The organism is Planococcus halocryophilus (assembly GCF_022489025.1).
Taxonomy (GTDB): domain Bacteria; phylum Bacillota; class Bacilli; order Bacillales_A; family Planococcaceae; genus Planococcus; species Planococcus halocryophilus_A.
The window spans coordinates 36,135-60,451 of record NZ_JAKVTG010000012.1; the positions used below are offsets into that span (position 1 = coordinate 36,135).

20 protein-coding genes are annotated in these 24,317 nt (G+C 37.0%); 8 read left to right on the forward strand and 12 right to left on the reverse strand.

Translation table 11 applies throughout. The annotated features are described in order from the left end of the window. Positions 1-115: 115 nt before the first annotated feature. Together MLE13_RS13105 and MLE13_RS13110 are read left to right on the forward strand one after the other, a co-directional pair. Positions 116-697, forward strand: coding sequence for a CDP-alcohol phosphatidyltransferase family protein (locus MLE13_RS13105; protein WP_240750127.1), 582 nt, complete (start codon positions 116-118; stop codon positions 695-697). Between the two features lie 16 nt (positions 698-713). Continuing rightward, positions 714-1,805 carry an FAD-dependent oxidoreductase gene (locus MLE13_RS13110; protein WP_240750128.1) on the forward strand — a complete coding sequence of 364 codons (1,092 nt, stop codon included), beginning with the start codon at positions 714-716 and terminating at the stop codon, positions 1,803-1,805. 67 nt (positions 1,806-1,872) lie between these two features. Here MLE13_RS13110 and MLE13_RS13115 read toward each other — a convergent pair whose 3' ends face one another. The 6 genes from MLE13_RS13115 to MLE13_RS13140 all read right to left on the reverse strand — a co-directional run bounded on the left by MLE13_RS13115 (position 1,873) and on the right by MLE13_RS13140 (position 9,570). Next, positions 1,873-2,796 carry an HD domain-containing phosphohydrolase gene (locus tag MLE13_RS13115; RefSeq protein WP_240750129.1) on the reverse strand — a complete coding sequence of 308 codons (924 nt, stop codon included), beginning with the start codon at positions 2,794-2,796 and terminating at the stop codon, positions 1,873-1,875. Between the two features lie 84 nt (positions 2,797-2,880). Continuing rightward, on the reverse strand, positions 2,881-3,579 hold the full coding sequence (locus MLE13_RS13120; RefSeq protein ID WP_240750130.1) for a hypothetical protein: 699 nt from the start codon (positions 3,577-3,579) through the stop codon (positions 2,881-2,883). A 314-nt stretch (positions 3,580-3,893) separates the two neighbouring features. Then, positions 3,894-4,958 (reverse strand): stage II sporulation protein P, encoded by a 1,065-nt coding sequence (gene spoIIP / locus MLE13_RS13125; RefSeq protein WP_240750131.1) that lies wholly within the window; start codon positions 4,956-4,958, stop codon positions 3,894-3,896. Positions 4,959-5,040: 82 nt separating this feature from the next. Beyond that, entirely contained in the window at positions 5,041-6,339 is a 1,299-nt protein-coding gene (locus MLE13_RS13130) for a murein hydrolase activator EnvC family protein (RefSeq protein ID WP_240750132.1), read from the reverse strand. A gap of 204 nt (positions 6,340-6,543) precedes the next feature. Beyond that, entirely contained in the window at positions 6,544-8,601 is a 2,058-nt protein-coding gene (locus tag MLE13_RS13135; RefSeq protein ID WP_240750133.1) for a heavy metal translocating P-type ATPase, read from the reverse strand. A 60-nt stretch (positions 8,602-8,661) separates the two neighbouring features. Beyond that, positions 8,662-9,570: a F510_1955 family glycosylhydrolase gene (locus MLE13_RS13140; protein ID WP_240750134.1), complete on the reverse strand. Its 909-nt coding sequence runs from the start codon at positions 9,568-9,570 to the stop codon at positions 8,662-8,664. A 184-nt stretch (positions 9,571-9,754) separates the two neighbouring features. Between MLE13_RS13140 and MLE13_RS13145 the strand changes: the two genes are divergently transcribed. Next, positions 9,755-11,257, forward strand: a complete 1,503-nt coding sequence (locus tag MLE13_RS13145; RefSeq protein WP_240750135.1) for a multicopper oxidase family protein — start codon at positions 9,755-9,757, stop codon at positions 11,255-11,257. Positions 11,258-11,345: 88 nt separating this feature from the next. Here the strand turns inward: MLE13_RS13145 and MLE13_RS13150 are convergent, their stop codons facing one another. Beyond that, positions 11,346-12,638, reverse strand: a complete 1,293-nt coding sequence (locus MLE13_RS13150; RefSeq protein ID WP_240750136.1) for an APC family permease — start codon at positions 12,636-12,638, stop codon at positions 11,346-11,348. A 301-nt stretch (positions 12,639-12,939) separates the two neighbouring features. Between MLE13_RS13150 and MLE13_RS13155 the strand changes: the two genes are divergently transcribed. From MLE13_RS13155 to MLE13_RS13165, 3 genes are all read left to right on the forward strand, one after another. Beyond that, entirely contained in the window at positions 12,940-14,250 is a 1,311-nt protein-coding gene (locus MLE13_RS13155; RefSeq protein WP_240750137.1) for a VTT domain-containing protein, read from the forward strand. A gap of 216 nt (positions 14,251-14,466) precedes the next feature. Continuing rightward, the gene (locus MLE13_RS13160; protein WP_240750138.1) at positions 14,467-15,906 is read left to right on the forward strand and encodes an MATE family efflux transporter; all 1,440 of its coding nucleotides are present in this window, start codon (positions 14,467-14,469) and stop codon (positions 15,904-15,906) included. Between the two features lie 23 nt (positions 15,907-15,929). Continuing rightward, on the forward strand, positions 15,930-16,634 hold the full coding sequence (locus MLE13_RS13165; protein WP_240750139.1) for a hypothetical protein: 705 nt from the start codon (positions 15,930-15,932) through the stop codon (positions 16,632-16,634). Between the two features lie 106 nt (positions 16,635-16,740). Here the strand turns inward: MLE13_RS13165 and merA are convergent, their stop codons facing one another. Then, positions 16,741-18,369, reverse strand: a complete 1,629-nt coding sequence (gene merA / locus MLE13_RS13170; RefSeq protein WP_240750140.1) for a mercury(II) reductase — start codon at positions 18,367-18,369, stop codon at positions 16,741-16,743. Between the two features lie 2 nt (positions 18,370-18,371). Beyond that, on the reverse strand, positions 18,372-18,773 hold the full coding sequence (merR, locus tag MLE13_RS13175; RefSeq protein ID WP_240750141.1) for an Hg(II)-responsive transcriptional regulator: 402 nt from the start codon (positions 18,771-18,773) through the stop codon (positions 18,372-18,374). A gap of 206 nt (positions 18,774-18,979) precedes the next feature. Here merR and MLE13_RS13180 point away from each other — a divergent pair, with 206 nt between their 5' ends. Then, positions 18,980-19,363, forward strand: a complete 384-nt coding sequence (locus MLE13_RS13180; protein ID WP_240750142.1) for a hypothetical protein — start codon at positions 18,980-18,982, stop codon at positions 19,361-19,363. A gap of 1 nt (position 19,364) precedes the next feature. Here the strand turns inward: MLE13_RS13180 and MLE13_RS13185 are convergent, their stop codons facing one another. The 3 genes from MLE13_RS13185 to MLE13_RS13195 form a co-directional block, all read right to left on the reverse strand. After that, a complete protein-coding gene (locus MLE13_RS13185) occupies positions 19,365-19,901 on the reverse strand; it encodes a dihydrofolate reductase family protein (RefSeq protein WP_240750143.1) in 537 nt (178 codons plus the stop codon). A 214-nt stretch (positions 19,902-20,115) separates the two neighbouring features. After that, the gene (locus tag MLE13_RS13190; protein WP_240750144.1) at positions 20,116-21,015 is read right to left on the reverse strand and encodes a hypothetical protein; all 900 of its coding nucleotides are present in this window, start codon (positions 21,013-21,015) and stop codon (positions 20,116-20,118) included. Between the two features lie 204 nt (positions 21,016-21,219). Beyond that, complete coding sequence (locus MLE13_RS13195; RefSeq protein WP_240750145.1) at positions 21,220-22,647, reverse strand: GntP family permease; 1,428 nt, start codon at positions 22,645-22,647, stop codon at positions 21,220-21,222. A 377-nt stretch (positions 22,648-23,024) separates the two neighbouring features. Here MLE13_RS13195 and MLE13_RS13200 point away from each other — a divergent pair, with 377 nt between their 5' ends. Then, positions 23,025-24,308 (forward strand): GntP family permease, encoded by a 1,284-nt coding sequence (locus MLE13_RS13200; protein WP_240750146.1) that lies wholly within the window; start codon positions 23,025-23,027, stop codon positions 24,306-24,308. Positions 24,309-24,317: the final 9 nt, after the last annotated feature.

The following is a 24,317-nucleotide window of genomic DNA, read 5'->3' on the forward strand; positions in this document are numbered from 1 at the left end:
ATTCTCTTAATCTGACTCAACACTCGCGAGTTTTTTTGAATCGAGCGAAATTACGGGTTACAATTGGGAACATCCTTTATACTTAAAGTATTCTAAAAATGAAAAGGTGAACCTGATGCTTGATACATATGGACGAAAACATGTACAACCGGTCGTTGACAAAACAGCTGACTTCTTACTAAAGAGGGGCTTCACTGCTAATGGTGTGACCAAAATTGCTTTTGTGATTGGCCTTTCATCAGGTGTCTTTGTTTACTTCGATCAACCCTTTTGGGCAGTCGTTGTACTGTGGCTCTCCGGCTATTTGGATGTAGTTGATGGGACGATGGCCCGCAAAACCAAACCTTCTCCTTGGGGAACCTTACTTGATATTAGCTTTGACCGCATAGTAGAAATTAGCGTGATTTTGGGACTAGCTTTCCGTTTTCCAGATGCTATGTGGGCATTATTATTGTTAAGTACCTCCATAATCATTGGCATGACTGTCTTTTTAACTGTAGGAGCTTTGTCCGATAAAAAAGGCGTAAAGTCTTTCTACTATCAGGCAGGGTTAGCCGAAAGAACAGAAGGCTTTATATTGTTTACCCTAATGATTGTCTTTTCAACATATTTAACAGCCATTACCTTGGTTTTTATCGCGATTCAACTTTTCACCATTTATCAACGAATGGCTGAAGCTAAACGAATTTTAAACTAGATGGGAGTAGTGAGAGATGAAGACCCTTGTATTAGTAGGAGGCGGACATGCACATTTGCACTGCCTAGAACAATTAAAGAAAGATTCTCAAAAAGACTGGAACGTCTTCTTAATCTCACCGTCCTCTTATCAATATTATTCTGGAATGTTTTCCGGGTATACAGAAGGCGTTTATAGCTTGGATGATATCCGGATTGACCTATCTAAATTATGCAGAAGCATTGGTGTTGAATTTATTGAAGATGCAATTACTACTGTTGATGCAAAAGCACGAGAGCTGACGGGGGCAAACGGAACAGTTTATGCTTATGATTTTGTATCGTTTGATATTGGTTCACAAACTGCTGTCCCAGAAGCGATTGAAAATCATGCATTATCGATCAAACCGAATTACCGTTTTCCCGAGCAACTTGTACGGACTCGAGAATCTGCCCATCCGGTAATAGTGGGAGGCGGCGCATCAGGTGTAGAACTAGCATTTTCAATCCTTTCTTGGCGAAAACAAAATCAGTTATCTAACAATGTTGCATTATTTAGTTCCACTCAGTTATTGATGAGTCAAGGGGCTGCAGCTTCAAAGAAAATTGAAGCGATTGCCGAACAAAAAGCATTACCGTTTTATTCGGGTACGGGGATCGAATCTGTTGATGAAAATAACGTGATAACGAGTGCTGGAGACAGTCATCCTCAATCAGAAGTCTTATGGTTAACAGGTCCAAAAAGTTTCGATTTATTCCAAACCTCTGGATTACCTACTGATGAGAACGGTTATTTGCTAGTGACCGAGATGTTGCAAAACAATCAACACCCTGAAATTTTCGGAGCTGGAGATTGTGTCACAATTGATCAGTACCCAGCTCTAGCTAAAAACGGAGTGTACGCTGTTCGACAAGGTCCAATTCTTTGGGAAAACTTAAAAAAAAGCTTATCTAAAGGCCAATTAGTGCGTTTCACTCCTCAAAAAAGATATGTATCGATTTTGTCTACAGGCGATGGTGAAGCTTTTTTATCTTATGGAAACCAGCTTTTCCATGGCAAAATCCCGTGGAAGATCAAACAGTATATTGACCGTAAATTTATGAAACGATACAAAGATCTTTACAAATAACAGACATCCGTGAACTAATGAAAAAAGACAAAGCCAACTGGAATTTTCCAGTTGGCTTTGTCTTTGCTTATTCAGTTTTTTGAGTAATCTTACCATCTTCTTTTAATATTTGTTCAAAAGCAGCTACTACATCTTGATCGAAGTGAATGCCAGACATTTTTTTTAGTTCGGCAATTGCTTCGTGGTCTTCCATTGCTTTTCGATAGACACGATCTTCTGTCATTGCATCAAACGTATCACTTACTGCAATAATACGTGACTCTAAAAGGATTTCATCTCCACTTAGTCCATACGGGTAGCCACTACCATTGAGTCTTTCGTGATGTTGTTCGATTATCGGTGCCAGTTCAGAGTAATAAGAATTTCTAACCATTTCAGCTCCATCAAATGGATGTTTTTTTATAAGTTCAAATTCTTCATTCGTTAACCTACCAGGTTTATTTAACACCTCAGAAGGTACGTGTATTTTTCCGATATCGTGGAGAAAAGCTGCCACTGTCAAATTTTCGAGTTGCTCTTTGTTTAGCTCTAGTTTTTGGGCAATGCGGACTGAATAAGTAGCGACTCGGTGACTGTGTTTATGGGTATATCTATCTTTATCTTCTACTTGTTTCATAATATCCATTAATTTTGAAATTTCTTTACTAATATGAAAAAATGTTTGTTCTGTGAAAACACATAATAAAGTAACTTTCGATACTGCAGTGAAATAAATGGGTTCTTTAAGGCCACGTGTTGTAAAGTAATCTTCAGGACCTAATCTTTCTCTATGGTTATCAAGATCATAAAAAATTTCTCCTGATAAAACAAAATAAAACTCTACAGCATTGTGATTCTCACTGGGATAAACATAAAACAACATTCCTTCTTCAATAGATTGATGTAATATTTCTACACCATCTCCTTTAGTAATAAGGCTTAAGGAAGTATTGTCTTCAAAATCTACCGTTTCAAGAAATTCTCCTTTTCTACCTACCTTAAAACCGTCCATATCATCCCACCTCAACACGAATAAAGACGAGTTCACGATGAACTCGTCTTTATTGTACTACAAATGAATACTGAATTGTAAAAATTATCTTCTTCCAACTACACGTATTGGATCAATCCATACCCATTGATCAGCGAAACGAACTAGTTTCCAACTGCATTCTGCTTCAATGCCTTTTTCAGCAGCTTTTGCAATTGTCTCTGCTGACATTTTAAATGTTACATCATAAATATCTTTAATAACTTTATTTAACTCATACGTATATTTTGTTGTTTTTTCTTTAAACTCAATTGATTTAGTATCTAGTTTTTCGGTTAGTTTATTTAGTTTTTTTTCTAATTTCTTCGCATCTTTTTCATCAGCTGATACAATTCTTTCTGTTAGTTCTGTAATTTCAAAATTGATTTCTGCCATTTCTTTATCGATTTTCGCTTGCTCTTCTATCATCTTTTGGTCTAATTTGAATAACTTTTCCTGTAGCTTTACTTGCTTTTTCAAATCATGTTTAGACATTTCTAACTCAGCAAGTACTTCGTTCTTTTCAATTTTGATATCAAGGACTTTGCCGCCTTCTTCAATTTTGCGAATATCTAGTAGGTAATCTTCTTGCAATTCATCTGCCTTCTCGACTGCTTTTTCAATTTTTTCATCAATCTCAACATTTGTTTTTTCGATCATTTTCATAGCTTCTTCTACATCTTTGTCGCTAGCTGCAAAAGTAGGACTTGCTACTCCAGTTAACAATACAAGCATTAACGAAATCGATAAAAACTTTTTCTTCATAACTAACACCCTCTCATTATTATTAGATAATAAACGAGCTCATTTAATTTAGAGTTTTAAGCATGTATTATGTAAATTTTTTTTATTCAATATCTTTTTTCTACATAGTTATCATACAACTAGTTTAAAGTGAGCCTTTACTATTATCTTTCTACATTATATAGGTATTATTTACCTAAATCTATTAATTTTTATATTTTTCTGTATATTATTGAAAGAAATTTTTTGAATAAGAAATATTGCACATATATAACAATAATTTATTTTTATTTTTAGTTTCCAAGTATTTAGAACTATGAATCCTTTAGTTTATTTTATTCATGCCAATAATTATCGCTCAATACATCGGCCAATGCCTCGACAGTTAAATAAAGTTCATCTACCGTATTATCCACTCCACCTATTTCAACAATAATTGCGTTTGCAGCTAAGTTCTGATTGTATACGCCGTTTCCTTGGCTCTTATCTTTTTCTAGTATTCCTTTTGATAAGTTAGGATATTGTGTTTCCAGCTGCAGTTGTAATTCTTTTGCGAAAGACAAGTTTTTTTCAAACTCTTTATGTCCTGTACCCACTATAAAAAGTAACCGTGCATAATCACTTCCGTTTACGTTGACCGTTGTGGAATCTTTGCGCAAAGAATCTCGGTGGATATCTATGAAAATTTCTAAGTTCGGATTGTCTTGGATTGCTGCTTTTACTTGTTCCCCCGACACTAAATATGAACTTCCGTAGTCCATTCCTCTTGAATCCAGTTCTTGGACTATATCTGAAGAATTTACTGTTGTTCCTATTCCTCTTCGTTTTAGCGCTTTTCCTAGCATCTTCCCAACTAAAGTTACATTTGCTTTGGAATGAAAAGCTTCTTCAGGCTCATCTACGTTTTTTAAATATGGTAAAAATGCTTCTCTACTATGACTCTGATAAATATAGATGACGTCTTTGTCAAAAGTTGAATGTCCTGTGTCGATATTCGTACCAGAACTTATAGCATCAAACAGCTCTTCATTAAAATCTGAAGATAACTCCTTTTCATCTATAAAAGTTCTCATAGGCGGTTGAAATTCATCATTTGTTTGCTTTCCGGTTTGTAAACTGGAGTCTACTTTAGAGTCAGTAGCATTTTGTTTTTCTGCAAACGGATTGAGCAACTTAAAATAAAATGAAGACTTGCTTGCATCAGCTGATTCCGACGATCTTGGGTCGTTCGTTTGCGAACTACTTGTGGCACCCTCTTTTAAACTTGGGTAAACAAAGGCTAAAGCAATAAGCAATAAACTGGCTATGAAGATGACTAGTAGATAGAAAAACCCTGTTAATTTTGAAATTTTCTTTTTACTTTTTACTGGTTTACTTGTTATTTCATTTTTTTTCGACACACTTTGACCTACTTTACAATAAAATTTTTAGAAGATAAAAAAACAATCGTCACTTGTAAACAGGGACGATTGTTTAAAACGTTTACCATATATATTGAGCTGGATCTACAGCGTTTGATCTTGATCCATTCCAAGGACCTACATGCACTTCAAAATGTACATGAGTTCCAGTCGAACGTCCCGTGTTCCCCATGCCGCCAACTTGTTCACCTTGTGATACAAATTGACTGATAGAGACATTTATTGAATTTAAGTGCGCGTATACTGTCGCGTGCGTTTGACCGTTGATAGAGTGTGTAAGAATCACAACGTTGCCATATCCACCCATGACTCCTGCAAAAGATACATAACCATCTGCTGCTGCGACAACCGATGTTCCTGTTGCATTCGCGATATCATAACCTAAATGTGTTTCCGCTCCATCCCCTATGTCCCGGCCACCAAATCCAGAAGTGTGTCTGCCAGCTGCAGGTCTAATAAAAGGAGAATTTACTACTTTGTTAGTAATATTCACTGATGATTGACTGTTTGAAGCTTGGCGTAACCGCTCTTCTTCAGCGGCTTTTCGCTTACGTTCTTCTTCCGCTTTTCTTGCCAATTCAGCAAGGCGAGCTTGTTCTGAAATGATTTGTTTTTCTAGTTTCTCGCTAAGTTCCAATTCTTCTTCAAATCGATTTTCCAATTCGGATTTTGCTTTTGCTAATCGCTGTTGTTCTGCTGTTAGCTCTACAACAAATTCAGCATGTTCTTTCTTTTGAGCTGCTATTGAATCGTTCAGTTCTTTAAGTGCGGATTGCCGCTCTTTTTGCTCTACAAGTTTGGATTCCGCGATTGTTTTTTGTTTAGCTAATAGTTTAGTATCTTCAACTTGCTGCAACATGATTTCACGATCTGCTTCTATTAATGTGTTTACGGCTGAGAATCGGTCGATAAAATCGACAAAACTATTGGCACTTAACAGTACATCGATGTAATCAATCGACCCACTACTCATTTGTATAGCACGAACACGCTTTTTTAACAATTCTGTGCGTTCCGCTATTTTGTTTTCAAATGATTCAATTGAATTTTTCAACTCATCAATTTCAATTTTCCGTTGATTAATTTCTTCTTGAACTTCGGTGATATAATATTCCATTTCGTTAATTTTATTCGTTAATTCTGTTATTTTCTCCATAATGTCATACAACGTTATTTGATTCGTACTTATGGCATTTGTTTTTTCTTTTATTCCAGAATGCAATTCACTTTTATTTTGTTCAGTTTCTTGCTGTTTTTTTTCAAGCTCACTTAATGTAGTAGCATATGGTGTTGGTACGTAAATGGAAAGGGCCAATATTATTGAAATATTGGTTGCCAGCCATTTTGACTTTGTGTTCAAGTTTGCGTCCCCCTCCATCTACCTAGTAAATTTTCAACCTTTTACCTCTTTAATTTCATATTACAGGAAATTTATCAAGAAGCTATCTAAAAATGAAAAAACGGGTGAAAATTCACATTTTTTTCTGTTATTTTTTGTTAAAACAGAACATACCCCGTTATTGTTAGTAACTTATAACAATAACGGGGTAATTAATTCCTCATACTATGCTTTTAATAGCTTCGCATTAATGGCAACAATGATGGTGCTTAAACTCATTAATACTGCACCCACTGCCGGGCTCACAATAATACCCCACGGCGCTAAAACACCAGCGGCTAATGGAATGGCAAATATATTGTAGCCTGTTGCCCACCACAAATTTTGCACCATTTTCCGATACGTTTTTTTCGATAAATCCATTAATTCAACGACATCATTCGGATTGCTTCGAACAAGGATGACGTCAGCTGTTTCCATTGCTACATCCGTTCCCGCTCCAATTGCAATTCCTAAATGAGCTGTCGCAAGCGCTGGTGCGTCATTGACACCATCTCCAGTCATTGCCACTTTCCATCCTTTATCTTTAATTTTTTTGATTTGGTTGGCTTTGTCATCAGGTAGCACTTCTGCGTAAACTTCGTCAATGCCAAGTTGTTTGGCTACCCAGTTCGCTACTTTTTGATTGTCTCCGGTCAACATAATTGAATGAATGCCTTGTTCTTTTAATGCCGATACGGCTTCTTTAGCAGTTTCTCGTACGATATCGGCTAGTGCAACCATTCCAGCGAGTTGATCTTTGACTAATACAAATACAACTGTCTTTCCTTCTTCTGATAACTCATTAAACTGATGTTCATCAAAACTTAAATTATTATCAGTCACATACCTAGGACTCACTACATTTATTTTTTGACCGTTTACTTGTCCTTGAATGCCTTTTCCGGTAATCGATTCAAAGTCGGTCACTCTTTTCAGCTCAAGTCCTCGATCTTTAGCAGAATTCACAATACCAGTTGCAATGGGGTGCTCTGAATTTTGCTCAATTGCAGCAGCAAACTGCAGAACCTCATCTTCTGTGTAATCGTCGCTAGGTATAATATTGGTTACGCCGAACTCGCCTTTTGTTAACGTGCCTGTTTTATCAAAAACAACAGCATTTAAATGGCGTGCGTCTTCAAATCCTGCGCGATTTCGAATTAATAATCCTTTTTTAGCCGAAATTGAAGTTGAAACGGCGACCACCAGAGGAGCAGCCAAACCTAATGCATGAGGACATGTAATAACCATAACGGTTACCATTCGTTCTACTGCCACATCCACAGGGTAACCAAGTAATATCCACACAGAAAATGTTACAAGTCCTGCCACTATAGCTAAGTAAAATAACCACTTGGCTGCGCGATTCGTTAAATCTTGTGTTTTAGATTTTGACTCTTGCGCTTCTTTCACCATTTTGACGACTTGTGATAAATAGGATGCTTCTCCTGTTTTTTCAACTTCGACTGTTAAAGAACCTTCATTATTTACTGAACCACCTATCACTTTGTCGCCTTCTTCTTTTTCAATAGGAAGTGATTCACCTGTCAACATAGATTCATCAACTGTTGACTTCCCTTCAATAATCAAACCATCTACTGGGATTTTTTCGCCTGGTTTGACTAGTAATCGATCGTTGTTTTGAATTTCAGCTAGCGGTACATCGTGCACTTCGTTATTTCCGTCTAGTTTATGTGCTTCACTTGGCATGAGTTGGATCAATTCCTCTAAAGCATTAGAAGCTCCCATAATCGAACGCATTTCTATCCAATGACCAAGCAACATAATAACAACTAATGTAGCCAGTTCCCAAAACAACTGATTGCCGTCCCAACCAAAGACGACCATGGTACTGTATCCATAAGCTATGGTAATTGCTAAAGCGATTAAGGTCATCATGCCGGGATTTTTATCTTTAAGCTCACGAATTCCTCCTGTTAAAAATGGCCATCCGCCATAAAAGAAAACGACGGTTGATAAGATAAATAGAATATACATATCGTTGTCAAAGCGCCAATCGACCCCTAAAAAATGTTGAATCATAGGCGATAGTGCTAAAATCGGAAGAGTTAAAATCAGGGAAATAAAAAACCGTTTTTTAAAATCTGCAACCATGTCCCCGTGGCCACTGTGACCTTGATGATTGTGATTTGAATGATTTTCACTTTCACTCATTTCTGCGTGATTATGCTCGTTTTCTGGTACATGTTTTTCATGATCATGATGTGAGTTGTTGGAATTCATCGTAATCACTCCTTATTTTTATTGATTGCTTATAATCTATAAAGGAAATATCACATTGTGTTATTGTACATTGCCTTCGTCAAGTAACGACATCCAAGTCGTTGCATTATCTTTTGTTAAAAATACTTCTCCTTGCATTGTATATATCCCAATTTCATCTTTATTAGTAGGATTTTGAGAAATAAAGGCAACTTCATCTTGTGTAAGATTTGGCAAATTAACTTTTTCTTCTTTTTCATTCGCCACTGTATATTTTGTCAACATGGCATTCTCTCCATAGCTTGCATAAAACAATTCGCTTTCATTAAAGAAAACGGCTGTTCCGGAATCATTATCCTTTGTAATCAGGTCGAACTGTTCGCCGCCATCTTCTGAGACATATATCCCGGTAGATGTCGCTGCTGCAACTATATTGGAATTGGTCGGATGTAGAGCAAGCGCTGAAACTTCACCTTCTAATCCTTCCGCATTTACAGGCTTCCATTGTTCGTCCTCTCTCGAGAGTTTGTAAAATCCAGGGTCTAATTCAGTGTTCGCTTCTGGATTTAACAAGAAAATGTCTTGACTAATATATCCGACAGCCATCGCATGAAAATCCGTTTCTCCTTCGAACGCAATATGTTCCAGAGATTTTCCGCCATCTAAACTTTTTTGAATCCCAAGTGGATTTGGCATATCAGAATCAGCACTAGGATGCCCTGATGTATAAAACCCTTGGTCTATTGCGTTAAATCCCATATAATCGAAAAAATCGTCAGAAATGGTAAACCAGTTGTCCTCACGATAAATTTTCATCCCTGTATGAGCTGCAAAATACAACCCATTGTTGTTTCCGACATAGCCCATCCCATGGACATGATTGAGTTCACCTGAAAAAGGAATTTCTTTTTTTTGTTCTGTACTGTTATTACACCCTGTTAAAATTACTGTAGTCAAAAAAAATATCCATCCCAATTTCTTTATAACCATAGTTCTCCCTCTTTCTATACGATCAGATCTATCTTAAGTGTAAAGGAAAGGTTTTGATTTTTTGTGCAGATTAATGACTTCTTAAGCCTTATAGTATAGCCATAAGAATGCCATTATTCCTGCACGGCTTATGCATATCTTTTAGGTAAAGTATAAGCATAAACGAAAGAAAGAAGGGTTTACGATGAATCACAAAAATAAATTGATAGGAATAGTGCTTTTTTCAGCTATAACCTTATCTGCTTGCTCCAGTAACAATGGTGGGATGAATTCAAATATGATGAGTGAAGAAGATTCTGACCAAGGTATGGGAGGGATGAATCAGGGCGGTATGGGTTCAATGATGGATCATGGCAATGTACCTTCCCTTACTTCTTCCGAAGGATTAAATGATTTGGCAATCCCTCCATTACTCGAAAAGCAAAAAGATCAAGATTACGATTATGAAGTTGTTGCACAAGAAGGAACTACTGAATTTTTTAAAGGAGTTTCAACAGAAACATATGGATATAACGGTAATTTGCTTGGCCCTACACTTAAAATAGAAGAAGGAAAAAAGGTTGATGTTAAAATTACGAATGATTTAAGTGAACCTACTACATTTCATTGGCATGGCCTTGAAGTGGCAAGTGAAATTGATGGCGGCCCTAGTGATGAAATCCAACCTGGTGAAAGTCGAATCGTCACATTAGAAGCTGATCAGCCAGCCGCAACTTTGTGGTATCATCCCCATGTTCATGAAATGACTGCTGAGCAAGTGTACAGAGGATTATCAGGTATGTTGCTTATCGATAGCTCTGATAAGGAAGATCCTACTATACCAAATGAATATGGAGTCAATGATATTCCACTGATTTTCCAAGATCGCCTTTTTGATGAAGACAAACAATTGAATTACAATCAACTTATGAATGAAGATGGCACATTAGGAGACGTTTCTATCGTTAATGGCACAGTCAATCCTAAATTAACGATTACGGAACCGATAATGCGTTTCCGCCTATTAAATGGATCGAATGCGCGTAACTACACATTCAGTTTAAGCAATGGCGCTAGCTTTACTCAAATTGCATCTGATGGCAGTTTGCTCGATGAACCTGTCGAGATTCAAGAATTAACATTGGCAGCATCAGAGCGTGCAGAGATTCTGATAGATTTTTCAAAACTAACAGCCGAAGAATCGCTCGCTATCATAAATGATGAAGGCGTTGAATTATTGCCATTTGATGTAGAGCTTGACGGTTCTACCGTAGATTCAACTGAAATGTGGACAACTGAAGAGCCATTCCTATCGCAAGAGGAAAAAGAAATGCCTGTTGAAAAAAACATCGAATTATTTGGCATGATGGACATGGTAACGATTAATGGCAAGAAATTTGATGCAGACCGCATTGACTTACGCCAAGAACAAGGCGTGACCGAAGTGTGGGAAGTGTATAATAAAAAAGATATGATGGGTGGGATGATTCACCCGTTCCACATTCACGGGACTCAATTTAAAGTTATTTCTCGTGATGGTAAAGAAGTGGGTCTAAATGAACAAGGTTTAAAAGACAGTATATTAGTTAATCCTGGAGAAAAAGTAAAAATACTCGTCACTTTCCCAGAAAAAGGTGTATACGTGTTTCATTGTCATATTTTAGAACATGAAGATAATGGCATGATGGGACAAATTGAAATCTATTAACCAATAAAAAATACCCCCGAAAAGTCAAGGTTCTACCTAACTTTTCGGGGGTATTTATATGCTCAGTTTTACAACATTTATAAATCGGTTATGCTGTACGTTTTAAAAAGAAACGCTCACCTGCAAAGATTAACAGGATAAATACAAAGGAGACACCGACAACAAATAAGTCAGAGTTTATCTTCACCCAAATAAATGCAGCGAGTATAACAGCATCCAACGATAGTGCGGTCAACACAATCACTGAATTTGCTCCCACTTTTTCGCGCAAATGCTTGAACACGCCCCAATGGATAATCATGTCCATCACTAAGTATAAAATTGCACCCATTGAAGCAATTCGACTCAAATCGAAAAAGATAGTAAGGAACATCGCCAACACAATCGTGTAAACCAAGGTATGTTTTTGAATATCTCCAGGCATACTGAAGTGTTTATGAGGAATCAGTTTCATATCTGTCAACATCGCTAACATTCGAGATACCGCAAAGACACTTGCGATAATTCCAGAAATTGTCGCGATGATGGCAATACCTACAGTAAACCAAAGTCCGTAGTCTCCAAATGCAGGTCTAGCCGCTTCAGCAAGTGCATAATCTTTCGTTTTAATAATTTGGTCCAACGGCAAATTACTTGAAACTGACCATGCAATTAATAAGTAAACAAGCAAACTAATTGAAATCGAAATCATAATGGCTCTGCCAACATTTTTCTTAGGTTTGGTTATTTCAGAACCACTATTGGTGATCGTTGTAAATCCTTTAAACGCTAAAATTGTCAATGCCACCGCAGCAATATAGCTAACAATTGTAGGATCTACCGAATTCCCTCCGCTTTCTGCAGGTGCAAAAGAAAATCCAGCAACGCTTAATCCACCTATCCCAAAAACAGCCAGTCCCGCAATTTTCAGTAGTGACGCTATGGATGTAAACGACTGTATAAAGCTATTGCCAGAAATATTTACTAGAAAAGCAAAAGTTAGTAACCCGACCCCTAATAGTGGAACAAGATAACTTGATTGATCCACATCAAAAAGTTGTAGCGTATACGTCCCAAATGTTCTAGCAACCAAACTTTGGTTAATGACCATTGAGATTGCCATTAATAAAGCAGCTGCAGCTGTAATTGTGCCCTTCCCATACGCTTGGACTAAAAACATGCCAATTCCACCGGCTGATGGAAATTCATTGCTCAATTTAATATAAGAATAAGCACTAAACGCTGTGACAAGCCCACCCGCAATAAATATTAACGGAAACCAAGCTCCTGCAAGTTGCGCGACTTGTCCGAGTAAGGCGAAAATCCCTGCGCTAATCATCACTCCAGTTCCCAAACCGACAGCCCCGGTTAAGGAGATACTATTCTTTTTATAATCTGCCATTCTCCATTCCTCCATTCTATGTACAAGCATTACAACAAACGAACATGCTACATTTAGATAAAAAGTTAGCTGTCCACTTGCTTTGCGATTACTTGAATTTTCCCTAGACCACTTTTAGTTAAACAGGAATATGAAAATTCGACACAAACTGCACATTTAAATTGTTTTATGTATATAGTGAGAAGTTGAAATTACACACAGCCATTTTTTAAAAACGACACACCATTTTGTTTGAACCTAGAGTGACATTCACTTCTGCTGTAAACTAATTTATACGAGATACTTTTTGGAGGCATTTCTTATGGAGAATATCATTGCTTACCTTGAACAGTATGGATATATCGTTTTGTTCGGAGCACTACTTCTTGAACTGATTGCTTTTCCTATACCTGGTGAAGTTCTTATGACTTACAGCGGATTTCTTGTGTACCAACATGATTTAAACTGGGCTTATAGCATAATCGTAGCAGGTGCAGGTACTTCAATCGGCATGACCATTTCCTATTCTATCGGTCGCAAATTAGGAGCACCTTTTTTCATCAAATATGGACACCATTTTCATATGGGACCAGCAAAAATCAGTAAGATATCCGTATGGTTTAATAAACACGGAAATAAATTGTTAATCGTTGCGTATTTTATACCGGGGCTTAGACATATTACAGGGTATTTTTCCGGCATTATTCAAATACCATTTCGACTATATGCCTTATATGCATATAGTGGCGCTTTTCTTTGGGTCAGTCTATTTATAACATTCGGCAAAATTTTAGGTCCCGAGTGGGAACAATTTCATAGTTCGATCAAAAAATATTTCTTCATAGCTGCTGTATTCGCAATTGCTTTTTTAGTGGGGATGTACCTATACAAAAAATACAAAGCGCAGTTCCGTGATTATGCCACTCGTTTTTTGGAAATTTCTTTATACTTAATGCATTCGCGTAAAAAGGTGGCCATTTTATTAATAAGCACAGCAATAGTCACTTTTGGTTTGTTTCTTTTAATGATTGGGTTAATACAGGATTTTTTAGGAAATGAATTTCAAGATTTCAACGACATTACGAATTTAGTAATCCAGTTTATTTTCACTGAAGCTTGGGCAAACTTTATGTTGTTTTTTTCACTCCTAGGTTCTAGAAACACATTAATCTTCAGTCTATTATTTATAGCCTTTTGGATTTTATGGAAAAATAATGATAAAGTTCCTTACTTTTTGTTACTGGTAGTGGTTAATGGAGGCGGTGAAATATACGAAGAATGTTTGAGAAAAATATTCCATAATTTCTCTCCTTTGAATCAAACACTAGAAAATCTATGGTATTCATTTCCGAGCGAGCAGTCTTTAATGACATTTGTGATTTATGGGATTGTCGTCTTTATCCTAGTTAGAACCATCGAAAAGGTTTCGGTTCGTACATTCTTTCCTTTTGTCATATTCATTCTTTTGATGTTAATTTCGATAAGTCGCATGTATTTAGAGCTAGAACTTCCTAGTGATATTTTAGCTGGCTATGTTTTTGGTGGTGTATGGCTTGGATTTACAATTCTCTTTTTCGAATCTTTGCTTTTGCTAAGAAACTTGAAAACTAAAGATGACGTTTTAAAGAGCTAATGTAGTTTATAATCTTATTATTTAATAAAAGGAAGAAAAGTGATGAACAGATATCATTTTTCTTCCTTTTTCTTTCGACTAATTTTTAATTCTTAATGGAAACTATGCATTTTCTATGGAGTTTATCTCGTGAAAAGAAAGGGAATTTTTATAAAGTATCAGAAAATAACGGATTAAAAAATTACAATCATAGCTGGATTGGGAAAGGAAAATTCTATGGAAAAGTCTATTGTAAAAGATCAGGTGTTAAAACCTCAAAACGATCGAGATCGAATGAAAATCATTGTGATTTTGGCAGTACCTGCAGTAATAGAAAACTTCTTTCAAACGCTACTAGGTTTTGTAGATACTTATTTTGTGTCTCAAATCAGTTTATCGGCCGTTTCAGCAGTAGGTATTACAAATGCGGTACTTGCTATTTACTTTGCACTTTTTATGGCAATCGGAGTTGCAGCCAATGTCCGGATAGCTAACTTTTTAGGGGCAAATCAGCCGGAAAAAGCTAGGCACATTTCTCAACAATCTATACTACTCGCAGTACTATTTGGGATTTTAACGGGTATCGCAACATGGTTTTTTGCTGAACCACTTCTACAGTTAATGGGCATTGAAGATGATGTGTTGGAATTAGGTGTCTTATACTTTCGAATTGTTGGTATCCCTTCAGTCATAATGTCCTTAATGTTTGTTATGAGCGCCATCCTAAGAGGTTCAGGTGACACCAAAACACCAATGATGATCAGTTTTGTCATTAATGGGATTAACGCATTGCTCGATTATGTATTAATTTTCGGGTTTTTATTTATTCCGGAACTTGGCATTGTCGGTGCAGCAATTGCTACCGTTGTCTCGCGTTTAATCGGTAGTTTAGCTCTTTTCTTTTACATCAATAAAAATCAGGTACTCGCATTTAGAAAAGACTATTGGAAATTAGATAAAGACCATTTACTTGAACTCTCTTCTTTAGGGGCACCTGCCGCCGGAGAACGTCTAGTTATGCGAGCTGGTCAAATTGTCTATTTCGGATTTGTTGTAGCACTTGGAACTAATGCTTTTGCGGCGCACCAAATAGCTGGTAATGTTGAAGTTTTCTCTTACATGATAGGTTACGGCTTTGCTACAGCAGCAACCATTCTTGTTGGTCAACAAATTGGAGCAGGAAATTTAGATGAGGCGAGAAAGTATGCGAAGTTGTCTATCCAGTTCACTGTTTTTTGTATGACTTTATTGGGGGCTGTCTTGTTTTTCTTTGGAGAATGGGCTGCTGCTTTCTTTACAAATGACCCTGCTGTAATTAGTGATATTGGTACTGCTTTAAAAATTTCAGGTGTCTTTCAACCCTTTCTTGCTGTGTTATTGGTGTTGACCGGATCGTTTCAAGGAGCAAATAACACAAAGTTTCCAATGTATTTAACTGCAGTTGGTATGTGGGCTGTCCGTACAGTTCTTGTTTATTTATTAGGAATCCGATTAGGCTTCGGATTAGCAGGCGTTTGGATTGCAATAGGTATCGATATTGCATTTCGTTCTGTCGTATTAGTAATTCAATTCCAACGCGGTCAATGGATGACGTTAGAAAAAGCACCTGAACCCGAAGCACAATGTCACCCACAAACCAATAAAGAAAACATGTCTACTAATTCAAATAACTACTAAAAGAAACCAAGGAGGCGTTTTGTTTGAATAATCATCATCACGAACATCATGAAAAGAGTAGTGGAGCTTCTGAAGTACAAGTAAATACGACATACAATTCCGGTTGTGTGACTATAACAATTAGAGATTTACACAATCAACCTGTGGATTTAACCGAAACTCACGAAAAAAAAATACACTTAATTATTGTCAGTGCAGATTTGGAAAACTTTATACACGTTCATCCTATTGAAAACGAGTCTGGAGATTACGAAGTGGATGTGAATTTACCTGAAGGTCGTTATCTTGCATTTGTGGACATAAATCCCGTTGGATTGAATTACACGATTGAACCAAACACAATAACTGTTGGGGAGAGTTTCCATACTGCTGAAATAAATTGGGAAACTCTTATTGAAAGTGATCGTTCAACAAAAGAGTTTGAAGGTAAAAAAGTTACATTTCAAAGACCACAACTAATTGCTGGTAAATCTGCTACATTATCTTTTGATTTAAATAATGAGACTCCTTTACCTTATTTAGGTGCTTTAGGTCATGTGGTAGTATTAGACGAACATGGAAAGCAATTTCTACATGTTCACCCCATATCTAATGATCAAACTGTTTTCGAAGCAAACTTTCCTTCGGCGGGATTTTATAAATTATGGGCAGAATTCAACTTTTCAGATTCGGGTGTTATGCACTTTCCGTTTGCTGTCAAAGTGTTTTCTAAAGACACAGAACAATGAATGTTGCGCAGTAAACTTAGTTTATATTGAACCAATAAGGCCGGTAGCGAAAATTTGCTACCGGCCTTATTGGTTCAATTACTCGTAAAAGATACTTCTGATTTAACTATCCTGCACAACAAGACAGTTGAGAGACATCTTTGTCAAAAGTCAGTGCAGCTAGTTTTACACCTTCTGCCATAGTTAAGTAAGGTGTTAAAGTATCTTTGAGATTTTCAATTGTTAATCCAAATTTCACTGCAAGTGTTACCGCATAAATCACGTCTCCGGCATTCTCTGCAACAATATGACCTCCTAATAATTTACGGGTTTTCGCATCAACTACCAATTTGAACACACCAGTTGTTTCATGATTTACTTGCACTCTAGGAACAGCTTCTATAGGTAACACAGAACTTATCACTTCGTAACCTTGTTTTATCGCTTGCTGCTCCGTCAATCCGACTGTAGCAACTGCAGGTGAAGAAAACGTAACACCTGGAACAACGGCCAAGTCTAGCTTGTCATTACGACCACCGATCGCATTTCCTGCTGCTACTCGTCCTTGATAAGATGCTACATAAACAAATTGTGGACCCAATGTAACATCTCCTGCTGCATATACTTTTTTATTTGTTGTTTTGCTATAGTTATCAATTACAATTTCTCCGCTTTCTCCTATTTCTACATTCGCCTTATGAAGATTCAAGCTTATCGTATTAGGTGTACGACCAGCAGCAATTAATAATTGGTCAGACTCGACTACATGGCTGTTGCCATCTACTTCAAGATACACTTTTTTTACAGTTCCTTGTTGTTCAAGTTTTTCATACTTCGCGCTTGTAATTACTCGAATACCTTGTTCAGTTAATGATTTAGTAAAAGCTTCCGATATTTCAGGGTCGTATTCTTTGAACAAACGAGAACTTCTTTGGATTAATGTGACTTCTGAACCCAAATTGTGAAACAACTGACCCAACTCTACCCCGATGTATCCTGCACCAATAACAGTTAGTCGTTTAGGAATTTCTCTTAACTCCAACAGTGTAGTGCTCGTCAAATAATCGATTGTTTCTATTCCAGAAATAGTCGGAACAGCTGGAGAGGCCCCCGTCGCAATCAAAAATCGGTTTGCTGTTAATTTCATATTTCCTACTTCGATGGTATTTTCATTAATAAACTTAGCTTCACCTTTTATCAATTCAAAGCCATAATCATCGATTAAATCAACATATTTTTTATTTCTAAGATTTGTGACTAGTTCATCTTTCTGATTTACTAATGATGCTAAATCAACTTTCTCTGCTGACGTTTGCAAACCAATAAATGGATTCTTGCGAGCTGCACTATTAACTTCACTAGCGCGTAACAATGTTTTAGATGGGACGCAGCCAATGTTTACACATGTGCCCCCTACTGTCCCACGTTCAATCATGGCTACTTTTGTACCGTGTTTGACTGCTTCGATCGCAGAAGAAAAAGCGGCTCCACCGGAACCAATAACGATATAGTCAAACTCCCTATTGCCACTTTCTTGTGTTGTCATTTCTTCCATGTCAAGCGTCTTATAATTCGCTTCATTTACTGCTTGTTTTGCTTTAGTAATCTCTACTTTTTCTGACAATAAAAATTCAGCTTGTCCTTTTTTAAAGTTTACTTGAACATCTCTAGCTTGGACGCTTTCAAGTGCCTGTGTAACATGCTCTTCACATTTGGTACAAGTCATTCCTTCTATGATCATTTTGTATTTCTTCATTTTTATTCCTCCTCCATTAATAAATCGATTATCGGACAAATATGCAGGTCCTTTTCATCTGGACATCGATTTTTCAACTCCACCAACATACGTTTAGCCCGTTTCAAATCGTCTAGTTGTTTATCGATTTCAACTTCTTTCTGTGAAACAAAATCGAACATATCTTCACAACGATCATCATCTTTGTCTACAACACCTAATAACTTATAAATCTCATTTAGCGAAAATCCTAAATCTTGTAACCGACGTATAAAACCAAGCCGTTCAATAGTTTCTGTTGAATAAATTCGGTATCCTGAACTGTTCCTGTGAGGTTCTTGCAATAATCCTTTTCGTTCATAATATCGAATGGTTTCTTTGTTTACTTTGCAAAGAGCTGCTAGCTCACTAATTTGATAAGTCATGGTTTCACCTCTAAAAAAAGTATAGACCATGTACCTAAGTACATGGTCAACAAATAAAAACTAAGATTCATTTAAAACACGAATTTCAACTTTGTTTCATACTAGATATCTTTAGTGATTCCAATTATAGTAATGCTAATATTAGAAAATTATTTTGTAGTAGACAAAATAATAGCTTACTACTTCAAATTGGAGGTCGATTAAACATGTCTGCTAGTTTCCAACTTATTGTTCCTAAAGGCTGTGACAATTCGCCAAGAAAACAAATCGTACTAGATTTTATAATAGCAGTTTTAGAAGGGCAAACTGCAAACATACAGAGTTATATCGATAACTCGATCCACTGGTATCAATTAAATCAAACTAAAGCTTTATATGGTCAAGATGAGTTAATTGAATGGCTACAAAATAAACAAAAACTTATGAGCAGTCTTGAAGTTTACCAAGTCATTACGCACGGAAAATCCGCTTCGATCAACGGCGTTATCACATTAACAAAAGGTGATCGCATTGAGTTTTGCTATGTCCTGACGTTTAGCAGTGCCGCGAAGTCAGCAAAAATTGTTGACGTTAAATCTTATGAAATTTAGTTCAGCTTGATTTTCTTCTATAAACCAACATTGTGATTCCGTCTGTCACCGTAGCACGATCAAGATGCAAATCAATTTTCGGATTGCCACCTTTAAACAACGTGCGTCCCCGTCCTAAAATGGTTGGAATAATTCCGATAATGTATTCATCTACAAGGTTCGCTTTCACAAATGGTTCGGCAAGAATTCCTCCACCATATAACCAAATGTCTTTGCCTTCTTTTTCTTTTAATGCTAAGACTACTTTATAAACATCACCTTGAATAAATTCTACATTGTCTCTTTTCTCTAGCTCTCTTGTCGTTGCAACCAATATTTTTTTATCTTCATACGTATCCAAATTTGTTAAGACTACATCTTCATATGCTTTTGACCCCATAACGATAGTGTCGATACCATCCATAAATTCTGCAAAATCAAAAACATCTGTCGTATCGTTCTTTGTGTCTCCGTGACCCACGATCCAATCAAATCCCCCATGCTCATCTGAAATAAACCCATCTAAACTAATTGCTAGATTTAAAATTAACTTTCTCACCTAAAACGCCACCATTCATTTGTATCGTTTCCATAAAATGCTTACTATCGTGATTTTAACTTTTGTTTAGTTAATGCATATAACCAAACTACTATATTGTCTTCTTCATATTCTCTCACAAATCTCAATGAAGATTTTTCAAGAAGCTTTACTGATTGTATATTCTCTTTATATACTTCAGCTGTTATTTCTTCTTTTCTTCTACCAAAAGGAATTAAATGGTTTCCAACGCATCAAATGCGCGAAGGGTTTTTAAATTAGTAAGCGTAAGCACACCTTGCCATTCTTGCTTTGCTACTTTCCATTCTTCTTCGAATTGACCCCACATCCAAGTAGGATTCCAATAACCATCAATTGTTTGCTTTTGAATTACATACGTTACGTTTTCTGGAATTATCTCTTTAAATAAGTCGTAAAAATCAGAACTAGGTGTAAGAACTACTTGGAGTGGTTGTAGACTATAAGAGTCCCATTTTTCCGAATCTATAGTTACACATGCTTTTAAAATGTCGCTCAATTTATGATAAATAACAGCTTGCTTAGACGCAGAAAGTTGTTTATACAATTTTAAAAAACTAAGTAATTCGTGCGATTCATACATCGTTAAGTTGTTTAAATAGTTCAAGGCAACTGATGTTATTTCATCTAAGAAATCTGCTGGTACTAAGCCCTTATAATGATGAAGAAGTCCAATGATTTCAGCGGTCGGATTGCCCCATGCCCAATCCTCACTGTAGTTCCACCAAATCGCTCGCGGTGCATTTTCAACAGCACGTGGGACGATTTGCCACCCTTGCTTTTCTTGGTTAAACGTATTTAGTAAATATTGAATGCCCTTCTCCACTGTTGCTTCTGTCTCTGTTACGCCAATATCGCTCAAAAGATGCAATCCAACCGCAGTCGCCAAAGCTGAAGATTCCTCACAGCGAAAATCCGATTCCAAGCCATGACCAAATCCGCCATCTTTATTCTGAAATTTTTTCACTTCATTTAAAACAGCCTCAGAGCTACCACCTTCAAATTCCCATGCAAATAAAGTCCGTTCTAAAGGTCGTGCTGTTGTTTTTAAAAACAAAGCGGCTTTTTCAAATTGATCAAGAGATAGTTTATTCATATAACACACCCCTACCCTATTTTTGTCACTAATTACTTGAGTTTAAATGAGCATTAACTACTTACCCCTTAACTACTAGTAATTCAATTGTTTTTTCCTTATTCCTCCTTACTAGCCTAAAATCATCTGTCTCTTCTCTTTATGAGATGCTAAAAAGCTGTCGAGTCTGATGAGACTCGACAGCTTTTTAGTAGAATAAATAGTTCAAACAATACCAAACAACGTGTAGATTATAATGACAACAAAAACAGCTAAAGTTTTGATCAATGTGATGACAAAAATATCACCATATGATTGTTTATGCGTTAATCCAGTTACCGCAAGTAACGTAATAACTGCGCCGTTATGCGGCAAAGTATCCATCCCACCTGATGCCATTGCGACTACCCGGTGCATTACTTCTGGCGGGATATTAGCCGCAGCTATGGCTTTATTGAATTGATCGCCCATTGCACTTAACGCAATCCCCATTCCGCCAGAAGCGGAACCGGTGATACCCGCAAGCGCACTCGTAGTAACTGCTCCATTAACTAGTGGGTTAGTGAAAGTTCCTGAGATACTGTCACTGATTTTCGCGAAACCTGGTAGTGCTGCAATGATACCGCCAAATCCATATTCAGATGCCGTATTCATAACAGCTAGTAACGATCCATTGATGCTCGTATTGAGACCCTCTTTCATGTTCTCCATAACTCGCTTCCAATCGAAAAGAAGAGCTGCAAGAATACCTGCTACAAGTGCAATTTCTACGGCCCATATAGCAACGTTTGATGTTACGTCGATTGAATAGTTATCGAGCCCTAAAGCCGCAAAGTCAAAACCATTCGGATACCACCCCGGAATAGCTCGAACCAAATAACTATTCATCACAGCTACTAAAACCAATGGGACAAACGCTAAAAGCTGTTTGGTTTTAGAATTGCTAGAAGACAACTCTATACGAGGGTCGTTTTCTTTATCTCTTGTGTCATCAGCAGTCTTTTCTGTAAACCCACTATAGCCTTCCCCCGCTTTTTTCGCTTGTCTGCGTCTGAATTCCAAATAAGATAACCCAGTAAACAAAACAACTGCGCCACCAATAATACCTAAAACTGGTGCAGCATAAATATCGGTACCAAAAAATGACGTTGGGATGACATTTTGAATTTGTGGCGTTCCTGGCAGTGCATCCATCGTGAACGTAAATGCACCGAGTGCGATCGTAGCGGGCATAAGTCTTTTCGGGATATCTGCTTGTTTAAACAATTGTACGGCAAACGGGTAAATCGCGAAAACAGCAACAAATAAACTAACGCCGCTGTACGTCAAAATCGCTCCTAAAATGATGATGGCAAGCATCGCTTGTTTTGCCCCGATAAACCGGACAATTGTTTTCGCAATCGATTCTGCTATGCCTGACATTTCAATGATTTTACCAAAGATAGCTCCTAGTAAAAATACAGGAAAGTAAAGTTTGATAAAGCCGACCATCTTGTCCATGAAAATACCTGAATAGAACGGCAAAATATTTGCTGGATCAATCAAGAAAACTGCCAATAACGCACACAGTGGCGCAAACAATATCACCGAAAAACCTTTATAAGCCACAAACATTAACAATCCGAGCGACAGTAAAATAATCAATAAATCCATCATTCTTCCTCCAAAATAATTGCGATTTTCTAAAGAAATGAAAGAAAGCAAGCTACTTTATAGATTAGACAATCTAATTGTGGGCCTATTTGGAATCGTCTCACTTTTAGCTCGATTTAATAATTCTAAAATAACATTAAAAGAATAATAAAATCTTATTTTTACCTAAAATATAAATAACTACTTTCATTCATACTTATAGATGCTTAATTAAATAGCATTAATAACAAAAATACAAGAAAAAATGTAAATATCACAATTGTTTTTTATTTTGTTAATTAGTATATATTTATTTCAATATACCTTTATTCGTGTATAATAAGTCCTTGCTTCGGCAAAAAAATATAGATTCACAGATTAGAAAGAGGAGAGAACACATGTTAAGCATTCTTATCGGATTAATCCTATTGATGGCACTTGCCTATTTGGGATGGTCTATTATATGGGTAGCTCCATTAGCAGCAGGAGTCGTAGCACTTTTAAGTGGACTAGACGTTTACTCAACATATACAGATACGTATATGAATGGGTTAGTAAATTTTGTACAGAAATGGTTCCCGATCTTCTTACTAGGTGCAGTATTCGGTAAATTGATGGAAGAAACAGGAGCTGCGAGAGCTGTCGCTAAGAAAGTCACTCAATTAATTGGGGGGAAACGTGCGATTTTAGGCGTTCTTATCGCATCTGCGTTATTGACTTACGGCGGCGTCAGTTTGTTCGTTGTCGTTTTTGCTGTTTACCCAATTGCGCTTGAATTGTTCCGTGAAGCAAACGTTACACGGAGACTTTTAGTTCCTACTTTTGCGCTTGGTGCATTCACATTTACAATGACATCGATGCCCGGCACACCGCAGATTCAAAACTTAATCCCGATTGCTTACTACAATACAACTCCAATGGCGGGTCCAGTTATTGGAATCGTCACTACGTTAATCATGGCAGTTGGAGGTTATGCTTGGTTAGCGTATCGAGAGAAAAAACTTTCGGCAAAAGGTGAAGGTTTTTCTATGCATGAAAAATCGGGTGCTTCAAAAGACGATGAAAGTTCTACACCAAGTTGGTTCTTGTCATTAGTTCCTCTTATTGTAGTCGTGATTCTTTTAAACGTTGTAAAACTTGAACCAATTTATGCGTTAATGCTTGGTATTGTAAGTATTATGCTAATCAACTTAAAAGTTTATAAGAAATTTATCTTCTCGATTAACGAAGGTGCGAAAGGTTCGGTTATGGCTATCCTTAACACGAGTGCGGCTGTTGGGTTCGGAGCTGTCATTGCAATCGTACCTGCTTTTGACAATATTACAGAATGGCTACTTAACGTATCGGACAACCCTTTGGTTGCCCAATCGTTAGCAATTCAAGTAATGGCCATGATTACCGGATCTGCTTCAGGTGGTATGGGAATTGCGCTCAGTACACTAGGTGATACGTTTTATAACTTGTCACAAACTACTGGCATCAACCCAGAAGTGTTCCACCGAATGGCTTCTGTAGCTGCAGGTGCATCTATTTTGCCAAACAATGGTGCATTATTAACTTTGCTTGCAGTAACTGGATTGACGCATAAAGAAACATATAGAGATGTCTTTGTTGTCGCATTGGTTATTCCAACAATCGCTGTAATCGTCGGCATTATTATGGGTGGCATCGGTTTAGTATAACCACATCAA

Excerpts from the sequence above, each read along its gene's own strand:
- MLE13_RS13105 (WP_240750127.1), top strand. The coding sequence starts at position 116 with ATGCTTGATACATATGGACGAAAACATGTACAACCGGTCGTTGACAAA.
- MLE13_RS13110 (WP_240750128.1), top strand. The coding sequence starts at position 714 with ATGAAGACCCTTGTATTAGTAGGAGGCGGACATGCACATTTGCACTGC.
- MLE13_RS13115 (WP_240750129.1), bottom strand. The coding sequence starts at position 2,796 with ATGGACGGTTTTAAGGTAGGTAGAAAAGGAGAATTTCTTGAAACGGTA.
- MLE13_RS13120 (WP_240750130.1), bottom strand. The coding sequence starts at position 3,579 with ATGAAGAAAAAGTTTTTATCGATTTCGTTAATGCTTGTATTGTTAACT.
- MLE13_RS13135 (WP_240750133.1), bottom strand. The coding sequence starts at position 8,601 with ATGAATTCCAACAACTCACATCATGATCATGAAAAACATGTACCAGAA.
- MLE13_RS13140 (WP_240750134.1), bottom strand. The coding sequence starts at position 9,570 with ATGGTTATAAAGAAATTGGGATGGATATTTTTTTTGACTACAGTAATT.
- MLE13_RS13145 (WP_240750135.1), top strand. The coding sequence starts at position 9,755 with ATGAATCACAAAAATAAATTGATAGGAATAGTGCTTTTTTCAGCTATA.
- MLE13_RS13150 (WP_240750136.1), bottom strand. The coding sequence starts at position 12,638 with ATGGCAGATTATAAAAAGAATAGTATCTCCTTAACCGGGGCTGTCGGT.
- MLE13_RS13155 (WP_240750137.1), top strand. The coding sequence starts at position 12,940 with ATGGAGAATATCATTGCTTACCTTGAACAGTATGGATATATCGTTTTG.
- MLE13_RS13160 (WP_240750138.1), top strand. The coding sequence starts at position 14,467 with ATGGAAAAGTCTATTGTAAAAGATCAGGTGTTAAAACCTCAAAACGAT.
- merA (WP_240750140.1), bottom strand. The coding sequence starts at position 18,369 with ATGAAGAAATACAAAATGATCATAGAAGGAATGACTTGTACCAAATGT.
- merR (WP_240750141.1), bottom strand. The coding sequence starts at position 18,773 with ATGACTTATCAAATTAGTGAGCTAGCAGCTCTTTGCAAAGTAAACAAA.
- MLE13_RS13180 (WP_240750142.1), top strand. The coding sequence starts at position 18,980 with ATGTCTGCTAGTTTCCAACTTATTGTTCCTAAAGGCTGTGACAATTCG.
- MLE13_RS13190 (WP_240750144.1), bottom strand. The coding sequence starts at position 21,015 with ATGAATAAACTATCTCTTGATCAATTTGAAAAAGCCGCTTTGTTTTTA.
- MLE13_RS13195 (WP_240750145.1), bottom strand. The coding sequence starts at position 22,647 with ATGGATTTATTGATTATTTTACTGTCGCTCGGATTGTTAATGTTTGTG.
- MLE13_RS13200 (WP_240750146.1), top strand. The coding sequence starts at position 23,025 with ATGTTAAGCATTCTTATCGGATTAATCCTATTGATGGCACTTGCCTAT.